Origin of the sequence: Bacillus andreraoultii, from assembly GCF_001244735.1 — a bacterium.
In the GTDB taxonomy this organism is placed as follows: domain Bacteria; phylum Bacillota; class Bacilli; order Bacillales; family Caldibacillaceae; genus Caldifermentibacillus; species Caldifermentibacillus andreraoultii.
The window spans coordinates 468074-481110 of the sequence record NZ_LN868936.1 but is presented as its reverse complement, the minus strand read 5'-3'; the positions used below and the strand labels follow the sequence as shown (position 1 = coordinate 481110).

At 36.6% G+C, this 13037-nt stretch carries 21 protein-coding genes; all 21 read left to right on the top strand.

Going from position 1 to position 13037, the window contains the following annotated elements:
• Nucleotides 1-16 precede the first annotated feature (16 nt).
• Nucleotides 17-202, top strand: a complete 186-nt coding sequence (gene rpsN, locus BN2144_RS05340) for a 30S ribosomal protein S14 (protein ID WP_033827276.1) — start codon at nt 17-19, stop codon at nt 200-202.
• Between the two features lie 30 nt (nt 203-232).
• Nucleotides 233-631, top strand: coding sequence for a 30S ribosomal protein S8 (gene rpsH, locus BN2144_RS05335; RefSeq protein WP_033827275.1), 399 nt, complete (start codon nt 233-235; stop codon nt 629-631).
• 27 nt (nt 632-658) lie between these two features.
• Nucleotides 659-1195 (top strand): 50S ribosomal protein L6, encoded by a 537-nt coding sequence (gene rplF, locus BN2144_RS05330; RefSeq protein ID WP_033827274.1) that lies wholly within the window; start codon nt 659-661, stop codon nt 1193-1195.
• 31 nt (nt 1196-1226) lie between these two features.
• On the top strand, nt 1227-1589 hold the full coding sequence (gene rplR, locus BN2144_RS05325; RefSeq protein ID WP_033827273.1) for a 50S ribosomal protein L18: 363 nt from the start codon (nt 1227-1229) through the stop codon (nt 1587-1589).
• Nucleotides 1590-1609: 20 nt separating this feature from the next.
• Complete coding sequence (rpsE, locus tag BN2144_RS05320; protein ID WP_033827272.1) at nt 1610-2110, top strand: 30S ribosomal protein S5; 501 nt, start codon at nt 1610-1612, stop codon at nt 2108-2110.
• A gap of 13 nt (nt 2111-2123) precedes the next feature.
• Nucleotides 2124-2306, top strand: coding sequence for a 50S ribosomal protein L30 (gene rpmD, locus BN2144_RS05315; RefSeq protein ID WP_033827271.1), 183 nt, complete (start codon nt 2124-2126; stop codon nt 2304-2306).
• Nucleotides 2307-2338: 32 nt separating this feature from the next.
• Nucleotides 2339-2779, top strand: a complete 441-nt coding sequence (gene rplO, locus BN2144_RS05310; protein WP_033827270.1) for a 50S ribosomal protein L15 — start codon at nt 2339-2341, stop codon at nt 2777-2779.
• On the top strand, nt 2779-4071 hold the full coding sequence (gene secY, locus BN2144_RS05305) for a preprotein translocase subunit SecY (RefSeq protein WP_033827269.1): 1293 nt from the start codon (nt 2779-2781) through the stop codon (nt 4069-4071). Before rplO ends, secY begins: the two co-directional genes overlap by 1 nt.
• A gap of 63 nt (nt 4072-4134) precedes the next feature.
• A complete protein-coding gene (locus tag BN2144_RS05300; protein WP_033827268.1) occupies nt 4135-4785 on the top strand; it encodes an adenylate kinase in 651 nt (216 codons plus the stop codon).
• A 449-nt stretch (nt 4786-5234) separates the two neighbouring features.
• The gene (gene infA, locus BN2144_RS05295) at nt 5235-5453 is read left to right on the top strand and encodes a translation initiation factor IF-1 (protein ID WP_010191517.1); all 219 of its coding nucleotides are present in this window, start codon (nt 5235-5237) and stop codon (nt 5451-5453) included.
• A 34-nt stretch (nt 5454-5487) separates the two neighbouring features.
• Nucleotides 5488-5601, top strand: coding sequence for a 50S ribosomal protein L36 (gene rpmJ, locus BN2144_RS05290; protein WP_003156543.1), 114 nt, complete (start codon nt 5488-5490; stop codon nt 5599-5601).
• Between the two features lie 21 nt (nt 5602-5622).
• Entirely contained in the window at nt 5623-5988 is a 366-nt protein-coding gene (gene rpsM / locus BN2144_RS05285) for a 30S ribosomal protein S13 (protein ID WP_033827267.1), read from the top strand.
• Nucleotides 5989-6010: 22 nt separating this feature from the next.
• Nucleotides 6011-6400 (top strand): 30S ribosomal protein S11, encoded by a 390-nt coding sequence (gene rpsK, locus BN2144_RS05280; RefSeq protein ID WP_033827266.1) that lies wholly within the window; start codon nt 6011-6013, stop codon nt 6398-6400.
• A 173-nt stretch (nt 6401-6573) separates the two neighbouring features.
• Nucleotides 6574-7518, top strand: a complete 945-nt coding sequence (locus BN2144_RS05275) for a DNA-directed RNA polymerase subunit alpha (protein ID WP_033827265.1) — start codon at nt 6574-6576, stop codon at nt 7516-7518.
• 54 nt (nt 7519-7572) lie between these two features.
• Nucleotides 7573-7938, top strand: coding sequence for a 50S ribosomal protein L17 (rplQ, locus tag BN2144_RS05270; protein WP_033827264.1), 366 nt, complete (start codon nt 7573-7575; stop codon nt 7936-7938).
• 478 nt (nt 7939-8416) lie between these two features.
• Nucleotides 8417-9256, top strand: coding sequence for an energy-coupling factor ABC transporter ATP-binding protein (locus tag BN2144_RS05265; protein WP_033827263.1), 840 nt, complete (start codon nt 8417-8419; stop codon nt 9254-9256).
• Nucleotides 9232-10101: an energy-coupling factor ABC transporter ATP-binding protein gene (locus tag BN2144_RS05260; protein WP_033827262.1), complete on the top strand. Its 870-nt coding sequence runs from the start codon at nt 9232-9234 to the stop codon at nt 10099-10101. Before BN2144_RS05265 ends, BN2144_RS05260 begins: the two co-directional genes overlap by 25 nt.
• Nucleotides 10098-10895 (top strand): energy-coupling factor transporter transmembrane component T family protein, encoded by a 798-nt coding sequence (locus BN2144_RS05255; protein ID WP_033827261.1) that lies wholly within the window; start codon nt 10098-10100, stop codon nt 10893-10895. The genes BN2144_RS05260 and BN2144_RS05255 overlap by 4 nt, the downstream gene beginning before the upstream one ends.
• A gap of 44 nt (nt 10896-10939) precedes the next feature.
• Complete coding sequence (gene truA / locus BN2144_RS05250; protein ID WP_033827260.1) at nt 10940-11677, top strand: tRNA pseudouridine(38-40) synthase TruA; 738 nt, start codon at nt 10940-10942, stop codon at nt 11675-11677.
• 206 nt (nt 11678-11883) lie between these two features.
• Entirely contained in the window at nt 11884-12321 is a 438-nt protein-coding gene (gene rplM, locus BN2144_RS05245) for a 50S ribosomal protein L13 (RefSeq protein ID WP_033827259.1), read from the top strand.
• Nucleotides 12322-12341: 20 nt separating this feature from the next.
• Nucleotides 12342-12734: a 30S ribosomal protein S9 gene (gene rpsI, locus BN2144_RS05240; RefSeq protein ID WP_033827258.1), complete on the top strand. Its 393-nt coding sequence runs from the start codon at nt 12342-12344 to the stop codon at nt 12732-12734.
• The last annotated feature ends 303 nt before the right edge of the window (nt 12735-13037 follow it).

Sequence of the window (13037 nt, the reverse complement as noted above, 5' to 3'; positions counted from 1 at the left end):
TAAAGGAGGCTAAATCGTGGCTAAAAAATCAATGATTGCGAAACAAAAACGCCAACCAAAATTTAAAGTCCAAGAATATACACGTTGTGAACGTTGTGGTCGCCCGCATTCTGTATATCGTAAATTTAAATTATGCCGTATTTGTTTCAGAGAATTAGCTTATAAAGGTCAAATTCCTGGTGTTAAAAAAGCAAGTTGGTAAAATCCCAATTTAGGGAAGGAGGTAAAAAGTATGGTTATGACAGATCCAATTGCAGATTTATTAACTCGTATTCGTAATGCGAATATGGTACGTCACGAAAGTTTAGAAGTAGCATCTTCTAAAATTAAAAAGGATATTGTTGAAATCCTAAAACGTGAAGGTTTCATTCGTGATGTTGAATATATTGAAGACAACAAACAAGGGATCATCCGCATTTTCCTTAAATACGGCCCGAATAATGAACGTGTAATTACTGGATTAAAACGAATTAGCAAACCTGGTCTACGTGTATATGCTAAAGCTGATGAAGTACCTAAAGTATTGAACGGTCTAGGAATTGCAATTATCTCTACTTCTACAGGCGTTGTTACTGATAAAGAAGCACGTGCACGTAAAGTCGGTGGAGAAGTATTAGCATACGTTTGGTAATTTTGATAAGAATGGAGGTGCAAAATAATGTCACGTATTGGTAAAAAACCTATCGAGATTCCTGCTGGTGTTACAGTAACAATTAACGATAATAACGTAACTGTAAAGGGTCCTAAAGGTGAATTGACAAGAAAATTCAATAAAGAATTAACAATTTCAGTTGAAGATAACGTATTAACTGTCACTCGTCCATCTGATTCTAAAGAACATCGGACGATTCACGGTACTACACGAGCTTTACTTTCTAACATGGTAGAAGGTGTTTCAAAAGGTTTTGAGAAATCCCTTGAACTAATTGGGGTTGGTTACCGTGCGCAAAAACAAGGTAACAAACTTGTATTGAATGTTGGGTACTCTCATCCTGTTGAAATCATTCCAGAAAGTGGTATTGAAATCGATGTACCATCTAATACAAAAATCGTTGTTAAAGGGATTAGCAAAGAACAAGTTGGTGCTTTAGCAGCTAACATTAGAGACGTACGTCCGCCTGAACCATATAAAGGTAAAGGGATTCGTTATGAAGGTGAATATGTCCGTCGTAAGGAAGGTAAGACTGGTAAGTAAGGTTAAACAGTTGTAGAAAGGAGTGACAAGTATGATTACAAAACCTGATAAAAATGCGATTCGCAGAAAAAGACATGCGCGCGTACGTGCTAAAATATCTGGTACTCCTGAACGTCCAAGACTCTCTGTCTACCGTTCAAACAAACATATTTATGCACAATTAATTGATGATATGAATGGTGTTACTTTAGCAAGTGCATCTACTCTAGATAAAGAAATTAATGTTGAATCCGCAAGCAATATCGATGCTGCTGCAAAAGTCGGTGAATTAGTAGCTAAACGTGCGGTAGAAAAAGGTTATAAATCGGTTGTTTTTGATCGTAGTGGATACTTATATCACGGTCGGATTCAAGCATTAGCAGACGCTGCTCGTGAAGCAGGACTTGAATTTTAATAAAAAAGGAGGGAAAGTATATGCGTCGTATTGACCCATCAAAATTAGAACTTGAAGAGCGCGTGGTTACTGTTAACCGTGTTGCGAAAGTTGTTAAAGGTGGTCGTCGTTTCCGTTTTACAGCACTAGTAGTTGTTGGTGATAAAAACGGTCATGTAGGTTTTGGAACTGGGAAAGCTCAAGAAGTTCCTGATGCAATTCGTAAAGCAGTTGAAGATGCAAAGAAAAATCTTATTGAAGTTCCTCGTGTAGGTACAACAATTCCACATGAAGTAAATGGTCGCTTTGGAGCTGGCCATGTACTTTTAAAACCTGCGCATGAAGGTACTGGAGTTATCTCTGGTGGACCTGTTCGTGCGGTACTAGAACTTGCTGGTATTAGTGATATTTTAACTAAGTCTTTAGGTTCTAATACACCAATCAATATGGTTAGAGCGACTATGGATGGTATTAAACAATTAAAACGTGCTGAAGATGTAGCCCGTTTACGTAATAAATCAGTAGAAGAATTGCTAGGATAAGGAGGGAAATAACATGGCAAAAAATATTGAAATTACCCTCACCCGTAGTTTAATTGGTCGTCCACAAGATCAAAGGGATACTGTTAAAGCATTAGGTTTAAGAAAAATGCATCAAACAGTCGTTAAAGAAGATAATCCAGCTATTCGTGGTATGATTAACAAAGTATCACATTTAGTAACGGTGAAAGAACAATAATTTAATCTTTTATCTAAAGGAGGTGCCTAAAAATGAAACTTCATGAGTTACAATTAAATGAAGGTGCTCGTAAAGATCGTAAACGTGTTGGACGTGGAACTGGTAGTGGTCACGGTAAAACAAGTACACGAGGCCAAAAAGGTCAAAATTCCCGTTCTGGTGGCGGTGTACGTCCTGGATTCGAAGGTGGACAAATGCCTTTATTCCAACGTTTACCAAAACGTGGATTTACAAATATAAACCGTAAAGAATATGCAGTTGTAAACTTAGATGCCTTAAATCGTTTTGAAGATGGAACTGAAGTAACACCAGAACTATTACTTGAAACTGGTATTGTAAGTAAACAAAAAGCAGGGATTAAGATTTTAGCAAACGGAACAATTGAGAAGAAACTTACAGTTAAGGCTCATAAATTTTCTGCTGCTGCAAAAGAAGCAATTGAAGCTGCAGGTGGCAAAACCGAGGTGGTTTGATGTTCCGTACATTCTCCAATTTTATGCGTGTGCGAGATATTAGAAACAAGATCATCTTTACCCTTCTAATGTTAATCATTTTCAGGATTGGCACATTTGTCCCAGTGCCTGGTGTTAACGCAGACGTGTTAAAGTTTGATCATGAAGCGAATGCCTTTGGTGTTTTAAATATATTCGGTGGTGGAGCTCTTAAGAACTTTTCCATCCTTGCAATGGGTATTATGCCATACATTACCGCATCCATTATCATGCAATTACTGCAAATGGATGTTGTACCGAAATTAACTGAGTGGTCAAAACAAGGCGAAGTTGGTCGAAAGAAAATTGCTCAAATCACTCGATATGCAACAATTATTTTAGGCTTTATTCAAGCATTCGGGATGTCATATGGATTCAATGCATATGCTGGTGGAATGTTAATTCAAAATAATTCTTTTGCTAATCACTTAATGATTGCTTTAGTTCTAACAACTGGAACTGCATTTCTACTATGGCTAGGTGAATTAATTACTGCTAAAGGTGTCGGTAATGGAATTTCAATTATCATTTTTGCTGGGATTGTTGCAGGTTTTCCATCAATGATTAACCAAATATATGCTTCACAATTTGAAAATGCTGGTGAACAACTATTTATCCGGATTCTTATTGCGATTCTATTAGTATTACTAATTTTGGCTATTGTTGTTGGTGTAATCTTTATTCAACAAGCTGATCGGAGAATTCCTATTCAGTACGCAAAAAGAACCGCTGGACACAATACAGTAGGTGGAAATTCTTCGCACATTCCTTTAAAAGTGAATGCTGCAGGTGTTATTCCTATTATCTTTGCAGTATCTTTCTTAATTACACCGCCTACACTTGCATCGTTCTTTGGAGATAGTAGCGTAACAAGATGGATTACTGAATGGTTCGATTATTCCCACCCCTTTGGAATGATCTTGTATATTGCTTTAATCATCGCATTTACTTACTTTTATGCGTTCATACAAGTTAACCCTGAACAATTAGCGGATAATCTTAAAAAACAAGGTGCTTATGTACCGGGACGTAGACCAGGTAAACAAACGCAAGAGTACTTTACTGGAGTACTATATCGACTAACTTTTGTTGGATCAATATTTTTAGCAATAGTTGCGATATTACCTGTGTTTTTTACGAATATTGCTAATTTACCAGCCAGTGTTAAAATTGGTGGTACGAGTTTGTTAATCGTTATCGGTGTTGCTCTTGAGACGATGAAACAACTAGAGGCTCAACTTGTAAAACGTCATTATCGAGGATTTTTAAAATAGAAGGGTTTAGGAACATCCAATCATCGGGGTTCCTACAATCCTTGTGTAATAGGGGGAATTATTGTGAATTTAATTTTAATGGGTTTACCAGGAGCTGGAAAGGGAACTCAGGCAGAAAGAATTGTTCAAAAGTATCAAATCCCTCATATTTCAACTGGAGATATGTTTCGTCAAGCAATTAAAGATGAAACAGCTCTAGGATTACAGGCTAAGTCCTATATGGATAAAGGTGAACTAGTACCTGATGAAGTGACAATCGGAATTGTGAGAGAACGTCTTGCAAAAGATGACTGTAAAAAGGGATTTCTATTAGATGGGTTTCCGCGTACAGTTCAACAAGCAGAAGGCCTTGATCAAATTTTAAGTGATTTAGATAATAAACTTGATTTCTGCATTAATATTGATGTAGATAAAGAGATATTGTTAGAAAGATTAACTGGACGTCGTATTTGTAAATCATGTGGAGCAACTTATCATTTAGTTTTTAATCCCCCAACTGTGGAAAATACTTGTGATAAATGTGGCGGTGAATTATATCAACGTGCGGATGATAATGCAGAGACCGTTCAAAATCGCCTAGATGTAAACTTAAAACAAATGAATCCTTTACTTGATTTTTATGCAGCAAAAGGTGCATTAAAGACAATAAATGGTATTCAAGAAATTGATCAAGTTTTCAAAGATATTGATTCTCTACTTACTAGTTTAAAATAGTAGACGCAATCCGATACTGTAGTAGTGGGAGAGATTCTATTAAGTACCATTATTTACAGGAACTTTTTCGTGAAAAGTTCAGTAAATCGTTGTATAATTTAAATCTGTGTGTTGTAGCTCTTCAATGAAAATGTTATTTTTCAAACGAGCGTACAGTCATACGTAACTAATGAATTATACACATAATAAAAAGGACGAGATTCTGTGTTGTTTGCAGGTAATCATCGGATATACTGGTGGAAAATTAGTCTTAATTGCTGATGGGGATATACGATAGTTTGATCGTCCCAAGAAGAAAAACGTAAATCATCTCAATTTATTTAGTTATGTTTCCCCTGAAGTAAAAAAGAGTATTTTACAAACAGGTCAGGTAATAAATGGAAACTTACGGATTGCTCTCCATACTTTTCATTTAAGAACACCTGGCTTATGAGGAGGGAACGCATTATATGGCCAAAGACGATGTGATTGAAGTCGAAGGTACTGTTATTGAAACATTACCAAATGCAATGTTTAAGGTAGAGTTAGAAAACGGGCATACAGTTTTAGCACATGTTTCAGGTAAAATCCGTATGCATTTCATTCGTATTTTACCAGGGGATAAGGTTACTGTTGAGCTATCGCCTTATGATTTGACTAGAGGAAGAATTACGTATCGATTTAAGTAATGAACTCCGTAAAGCTAAGGAGGTTTGAAAGCAAATGAAAGTGAGACCATCCGTAAAACCTATTTGCGAAAAATGTAAAGTTATTCGTAGAAAAGGGAAAGTTATGGTAATTTGCGAAAATCCGAAACATAAACAAAAACAAGGATAATAAGAAGGAGGTGCTTATGTAATGGCACGTATTGCAGGTGTTGATATTCCTAGAGATAAACGTATCGTGATCTCATTAACATATATCTTTGGAATTGGCAGACCAACTGCTCAAAAAATCTTAGCAGAAGCTGGTGTTTCTGAAGACACTAGAGTTCGTGATTTAACTGAAGATGAATTAAATAAAATCCGTGATATCATTGACCGTCTAAAAGTTGAAGGTGATCTTCGTCGTGAAGTATCTCTTAACATTAAACGCTTAATGGAAATTGGTTCTTACCGTGGCCTACGTCACCGCCGTGGATTACCAGTTCGTGGTCAAAATACGAAAAACAATGCGCGGACAAGAAAAGGTCCTCGTAAAACAGTTGCTAATAAGAAAAAATAATAAGTAAGGGAGGTTCTGTAAATTGGCTCGTAAAACAAATACTCGTAAACGCCGTGTGAAAAAGAATATAGAATCTGGTGTTGCTCATATTCGTTCAACTTTTAATAATACAATCGTAACAATTACTGATGTTCATGGTAATGCTGTATCTTGGTCTAGTGCAGGTGCTTTAGGCTTTAAAGGTTCTCGTAAATCCACTCCATTCGCAGCTCAAATGGCAGCTGAAACAGCAGCTAAAGCTTCAATGGAACATGGAATGAGATCATTAGAAGTTAATGTTAAAGGTCCTGGTGCTGGCCGTGAAGCTGCCATTCGTGCATTGCAAGCAGCTGGTCTTGAAGTTACAGCTATTAAAGATGTAACTCCAGTACCTCATAATGGTTGCCGTCCACCAAAACGTCGTCGTGTATAATTTTTTGTGTATAGAAATTGTGTCGCCCGTCTATAATGGGATATGATACAAAAAAGTATAAAAATTAGAAAACCAAAATGTTGTGCACAAACGGGAATACTTTACAGGGGGAATTTCGGTTAGTAGAGTATAACTAGCCGGGGTTTCGACGTTTTGAAGGAGGGTAAATTTGAATGATCGAAATTGAAAAACCGAAAATAGAAACAGTTGAGATCAGCGATGACGCCAAGTACGGAAAATTTGTAGTTGAGCCGCTTGAGCGTGGATATGGTACAACTTTGGGTAACTCCTTACGTCGTATCCTGCTATCCTCACTTCCTGGTGCCGCTGTCACATCTATTCAAGTAGATGGAGTACTGCATGAGTTTTCAACTATTGAAGGCGTCGTGGAGGATGTAACTACAATCATCTTAAATCTTAAAAAACTAGCGTTAAAAATCTATTCCGATGAAGAAAAAACGCTTGAAATCGACATGAGTGGTGCAGGAGTTGTAACAGCAGCTGATATTAATCATGATAGTGATGTTGAAATTTTAAATCCTGATTTACATATTGCGGAACTTGCTGCAAATGGTAAATTACGGATGCGACTAACTGCAAAACGTGGTCGTGGCTACATCGTTGCAGATGAAAATAAACGTGATGACCAGCCTATTGGTGTGATTCCAATTGACTCTATTTATACTCCTGTTTCAAGAGTTTCCTATTATGTTGAGAATACACGTATTGGTCAATCAGCGGATTATGATAAATTAATGTTTGAAGTTTGGACAGATGGAAGTATTGGGCCGAAAGAAGCTATTTCTCTAGCAGCAAAGATTTTAATGGAACATCTTAATATTTTTGTTGATTTAACAGATGAAGCAGTAAATGCAGAAATCATGGTAGAGAAAGAAGAAGATCAAAAAGAAAAAGTTCTAGAAATGACAATAGAAGAACTTGACCTTTCTGTTCGTTCTTATAACTGCTTAAAACGTGCTGGAATCAACACTGTTCAAGAGTTAGCTAATAAGACTGAAGAAGATATGATGAAAGTTCGTAACCTCGGACGTAAATCATTAGAAGAGGTTAAAGCGAAACTTGATGAACTTGGTTTATCGTTACGTAAAGACGACTAATGAAGTTATAAATTGAGGTTGGAAGAACGATACTTCAAAAAGGAGGGAAACAACTTGGGTTACAGAAAATTAGGCCGTACTAGTGATCAACGTAAAGCTTTGCTACGTGACTTAGCTACTGATCTTATTATCAATGAACGTATTGAAACTACTGAAACTCGTGCAAAAGAATTACGCTCAGTAGTGGAAAAATTAGTTACTTTAGGTAAACGTGGGGATCTTCATGCACGTCGTCAAGCAGCTGCTTTCGTTCGTAAAGAAGTTGCTGATGAAGAATCCAATAAAGATGCTCTACAAAAATTATTCTCTGATATTGCTCCACGCTATCAAGAACGTCAAGGTGGATATACTAGAATCCTTAAAGTGGGTCCACGTCGCGGTGATGGTGCACCAATGGCAATTATCGAGTTTGTTGACTAATAATTGTTGACTAATTGAAGTTGTTTAAATGTAGGAATCCTCTTTTTAAACAACAAATGAAAAGGAGGGCAGTAAAAGGATTGTAATAAATCCTGCCCTTTTTTTTATAAACTTTTCCATTCGCAATAGTCAGGTAACTTTCGTGTGATGGTAGAAAACGAATTTCAAGTGTCTATATGTAAGTTATTTGCAAATGTCTATTTAAAAAAGCGAGTGTTACGATAAGGGTAAAGTCCTTTGTCTAGCTCTAGTACCCTTTCTATGAAACAATAAAGTATATACTTATTAGCATATAAGTAAATGAGATTATTCTCAAAAAATAAACTGATTAGATGACATGACTGCATGGGAAGGGTGCAGGCTTTTTTATTTTAAAGCGCTTTTCTCAGATGTAAAGGGTGGTTTCATTCTAAATTTTCAATTATAATGATTTTAATGAATTAAAGCGTGGAATAGGCTGTAGTAAGTAGGTGAAGTTATGGTAAAAGAAATTGTTCAATTTAAAGATGTATCTTTCAAATATGAGAAAGGTGCCCCATATGCTTTAGACCATGTAAATTTTTCCGTATATGAGGGAGAATGGTTGGCAATCGTTGGTCATAACGGGTCTGGGAAGTCAACAATTGCAAAACTGATGAATGGCCTTATATTTCCGCAAGCTGGCTCCATTTCAGTAGATGGTAGAGAGATTGCTGAAGAGACTGTTTGGGATGTAAGAGATATGGTTGGGATGGTTTTTCAAAATCCGGATAATCAATTTGTAGGGACGACCGTTCAAGATGATGTAGCTTTTGGTTTAGAAAATCATGGTATTCCTCGGGAGGATATGGTGGCAAGGGTCCATGATTCATTAAAGAAAGTAAAGATGAATGAATTTCTTGATCAAGAGCCACACCATCTATCTGGGGGACAGAAACAACGGGTTGCAATTGCAAGTGTATTAGCGCTTAGACCAAAGATTATCATTCTAGATGAAGCCACATCGATGCTAGACCCGAGGGGAAGAAGTGAAGTACTTGATACAGTTAGGGAATTAAAGAGTAATAACAACCTAACGATTATTTCGATTACTCATGATTTAGAAGAGGCTGTAAAGGCGGATCGGCTGCTCGTAATGAATAGGGGAACTGTTTATAGAGAAGGGACGCCAAGTGATATATTTTTAATGGATGAAGAGCTAATGAAACTTGGTCTTGATATTCCTTTTACACAAAAACTAATAAAAAGGATGCGTGAACAAGGCTTTCATGTACCTGAGGAAATTTTACAAGAAGATAAGTTGGTGGATTATGTATGGAGATTAACACAAGAAATTTAGGGTTTACGTATCAAAAAGGCACTCCATTTGAAAAATTAGCACTTCATGATATTAATATTTCTTTGCCTTCTCATAGCTACACTGCTGTAATTGGTCATACTGGTTCTGGGAAGTCTACGTTGTTACAGCATTTAAATGGATTATTGCGACCTACTGAAGGGGAAATTCAGATTGGTGATAAGACCATTACTTCTGAACAAAAAGTAAAAGGCTTAAAAGCAATTAGACAACGTGTTGGAATTGTGTTTCAATTTCCCGAACATCAACTATTTGAGGAATCTGTTGAAAGAGATATTTGTTTTGGTCCCTTAAATTTTGGTGCGACAGAGGATGCAGCAAAGCGAAGAGCGAAGGAAGCCATTAAACTAGTTGGTTTATCTGAAGAATTATTGAATAAATCACCATTTGATTTATCTGGTGGCCAAATGCGCAGAGTTGCGATTGCAGGTGTACTAGCTATGCAGCCTGATATTCTTGTACTGGATGAACCCACAGCTGGACTAGATCCTCGTGGGCGGATCGAAATTATGGATATGTTTTATCGTTTATATAAAGAGCAAGGCATCTCAATTGTTCTAGTCACCCATAGTATGGAAGATGCATCAAAATATGCCGACTCGATTGTTATTATGCATCGAGGAACTGTTTATAAAAAGGGAACGCCAAGGGAAATATTTTTATCACCTACTGAACTAATAAAGCTAGGTTTAGATGTACCTGAGTCTGTAAGGTTTCAGTTAAAATTAGAGGAGAAATTAGGACAAACAATAGGTAAGCCAAGTTTATCGATTGATGAATTGACAGAGAACATCTTTTCCTATATAGAGCGGGGGAATAAAAAATGATGGAGAAAATGATTTTTGGACGTTATATCCCTGTCGATTCGCCATTACATAAAATGGATTCCCGAGCAAAATTATTAACCATTATCATTTTCATAGCTATTGTGTTCTTTGCAAATAATGTAATTACGTATAGCCTTCTTGGTCTATTTACACTCCTGGCAATATTAAGTTCGAATATACCGATTAAATTTTTATTTAACGGTCTAAAATTTTTATTTTGGATTATCCTATTCACCTTTCTTTTGCATATTTTCTTTACAAAAGAGGGGGATATAATATTTAAACTCGGATTCATTACAATTTATGAATATGGTTTAAGACAAGCGATTTTTATTTCGTTACGATTTTTCTTTCTCATTCTTGTTACTTCATTATTGACGTTAACAACGACACCAATTGAAATTACGGACGGTATTGAGAGCTTATTGAAACCTCTAAAAAAGGTAAAATTCCCTGTACACGAATTAGCACTTATGATGTCAATTGCCCTTCGTTTTATTCCTACGTTAATGGATGAAACCGACAAGATTATGAAAGCACAAATGGCACGTGGTGTAGATTTTTCTGAAGGCTCTTTAAAAGAACGAGCGAGTGCGGTTGTACCATTATTAATTCCACTATTTATCAATGCGTTTAAACGAGCCGAAGAGTTAGCTACAGCAATGGAGGCTAGAGGCTACCGTGGCGGTGAGGGTAGAACAAAATATCGCCTACTTAAGTGGGGAAAGATTGATACAATCGTTATGTTGCTCCTATTACTTGTTACAGTTCTATTAATTTTATTTAGAAGTTAATATTAGGAAAGATTTTATTATGTATAAGATTGAGGATTTTCGATATGAAAAGAATAAAGTGTATCATTGCGTATGACGGGACGAATTTTGAAGGGTACCAAGTGCAACCAAATAAGCGGACGGTTCAAGGTGAAGTTGAAAAAGTCTTGATGAACATGCATAAAGGGAAAAGGGTCCCAGTATTTGCATCAGGAAGAACAGATGCACAAGTTCATGCAAAAGGCCAAGTCATTCATTTTGATAGTCCATTATCGTTGGAAGGGGAAAGGTGGAAACGGGCATTAAATGCTTTATTACCAGCAGATATTTCCATACTTCAATCCGAACAGGTAGACGAAGATTTTCATGCTCGATTCTCAGCAAAGGGAAAAGAATACCATTACCATATATCTTTGAATAAAGATAGAGACCCGTTTACAAGGAATTATGTTTATCAGTATCCGTATTCACTTAAAATTGATGCAATGAAGGAAGCAGTGAAGTTCTTCCTCGGTACACATGATTTTACAAGTTTCTGTTCAGCAAAGTCGGAAGCTCAAGATCACGTTCGGATGATTGAAAACTTAACAATACTTGTAAATGGAGACATGTTAGTTATTCAAATCAAAGGCAATGGTTTTTTATATAATATGGTACGAATTATTGTTGGTACATTACTAGAAGTTGGAGCAGGAAAACGAAGACCAGAAGAGATTCCAGCTATTATTGAAGCAAAAGATCGAACAAAAGCAGGGAAGACGGCACCAGGTCATGGGCTTTATTTATATCGAGTTTTCTATTGAATTCGAGCGTTGAAATGATAGAGAGTTGCATGTTGAATGAATTTTTGTAAATGGATAAATTTATCAAACAAAAAACTATGCATTGCCTTGACATTAAGGTGTAAAAAAGTTAAGATATCAGATGGTACATTGTTTTTTCCATGATAAGCCCCGGAAACTTATTATGTTGAATATAAACAATTGATTCATATTTAGGAGGGTGAAACATGCGTACGACTTATATGGCTAAGCCACAAGAAATTGAACGCAAATGGTACGTTGTTGATGCTGCTGGTCAAACACTAGGACGTCTTGCTAGTGAAGTAGCTTCCATTTTACGCGGAAAACATAAACCAACATATACTCCACATGTTGACACTGGAGATCATGTGATTATTATTAATGCTGAAAAAATCGAATTAACTGGAAACAAATTAGCTGATAAAAAATACTATCGCCACAGTTTGTACCCAGGTGGTTTAAAAGTTAGAACTGCTAATGAAATGCGGACAAACTATCCTGACAGAATGCTTGAGCTTGCAGTAAAAGGCATGCTTCCAAAGAATTCTTTAGGACGTCAAATGTTCAAGAAATTGCACGTATATGCAGGTCCTGAACATCCACATCAAGCACAACAACCTGAAACTTTAGAATTGCGCGGTTAATATAGAGGAGGGAAATCATTTTGGCAAAAGTACAATATTACGGAACTGGACGTCGTAAAAGTTCTGTTGCACGTGTTCGCTTAGTCCCTGGTGATGGACGAATTGTTATCAATGATCGTGATGTTGAATCTTATATTCCATTCGCAGCATTACGTGAAGTTATTAAACAACCACTAGTTGCAACTGAAACAGTAGGTCGTTATGATGTATTAGTTAATGTAAAAGGCGGCGGTTATACAGGTCAAGCTGGAGCAATCCGTCATGGTATCGCTCGTGCGTTACTACAAGCTGACCCAGAATTTCGTGCGGTATTAAAACGTGCTGGCTTCTTAACACGTGACCCACGTATGAAAGAACGTAAGAAATACGGTCTTAAAGGCGCACGTCGCGCGCCACAGTTCTCGAAGCGTTAATCTTAATCAAAATATTGATATATCAACGTTTTCAGGCTATCTCATTTATGATGAGATAGCCTGATTTTGTTTTGAAAAAGATGGCTCTATAATAAATGTGGCTCTATAAGTTAATAAAAGATTCAAAAAAAAGAGACACACGACTCCTAATTTCCTTTTATACTTGAATTGACAGAAACAAGTCAAAGAAAGGGAGTCGTGTGCAAATGAATAATAACATAATTATGCCAGGATTAGAAGACGTAAAAATACTAAAAGTGGAACAAATGGATGACAGATTAGCGTTGTTTGTTGAAATGGAAG

Excerpts from the sequence above, each read along its gene's own strand:
- rpsH (WP_033827275.1), top strand. The coding sequence starts at position 233 with ATGGTTATGACAGATCCAATTGCAGATTTATTAACTCGTATTCGTAAT.
- rplF (WP_033827274.1), top strand. The coding sequence starts at position 659 with ATGTCACGTATTGGTAAAAAACCTATCGAGATTCCTGCTGGTGTTACA.
- rplR (WP_033827273.1), top strand. The coding sequence starts at position 1,227 with ATGATTACAAAACCTGATAAAAATGCGATTCGCAGAAAAAGACATGCG.
- rpsE (WP_033827272.1), top strand. The coding sequence starts at position 1,610 with ATGCGTCGTATTGACCCATCAAAATTAGAACTTGAAGAGCGCGTGGTT.
- rpmD (WP_033827271.1), top strand. The coding sequence starts at position 2,124 with ATGGCAAAAAATATTGAAATTACCCTCACCCGTAGTTTAATTGGTCGT.
- rplO (WP_033827270.1), top strand. The coding sequence starts at position 2,339 with ATGAAACTTCATGAGTTACAATTAAATGAAGGTGCTCGTAAAGATCGT.
- secY (WP_033827269.1), top strand. The coding sequence starts at position 2,779 with ATGTTCCGTACATTCTCCAATTTTATGCGTGTGCGAGATATTAGAAAC.
- infA (WP_010191517.1), top strand. The coding sequence starts at position 5,235 with ATGGCCAAAGACGATGTGATTGAAGTCGAAGGTACTGTTATTGAAACA.
- rpmJ (WP_003156543.1), top strand. The coding sequence starts at position 5,488 with ATGAAAGTGAGACCATCCGTAAAACCTATTTGCGAAAAATGTAAAGTT.
- rpsM (WP_033827267.1), top strand. The coding sequence starts at position 5,623 with ATGGCACGTATTGCAGGTGTTGATATTCCTAGAGATAAACGTATCGTG.
- BN2144_RS05275 (WP_033827265.1), top strand. The coding sequence starts at position 6,574 with ATGATCGAAATTGAAAAACCGAAAATAGAAACAGTTGAGATCAGCGAT.
- BN2144_RS05265 (WP_033827263.1), top strand. The coding sequence starts at position 8,417 with ATGGTAAAAGAAATTGTTCAATTTAAAGATGTATCTTTCAAATATGAG.
- BN2144_RS05260 (WP_033827262.1), top strand. The coding sequence starts at position 9,232 with ATGGAGATTAACACAAGAAATTTAGGGTTTACGTATCAAAAAGGCACT.
- BN2144_RS05255 (WP_033827261.1), top strand. The coding sequence starts at position 10,098 with ATGATGGAGAAAATGATTTTTGGACGTTATATCCCTGTCGATTCGCCA.
- truA (WP_033827260.1), top strand. The coding sequence starts at position 10,940 with ATGAAAAGAATAAAGTGTATCATTGCGTATGACGGGACGAATTTTGAA.
- rplM (WP_033827259.1), top strand. The coding sequence starts at position 11,884 with ATGCGTACGACTTATATGGCTAAGCCACAAGAAATTGAACGCAAATGG.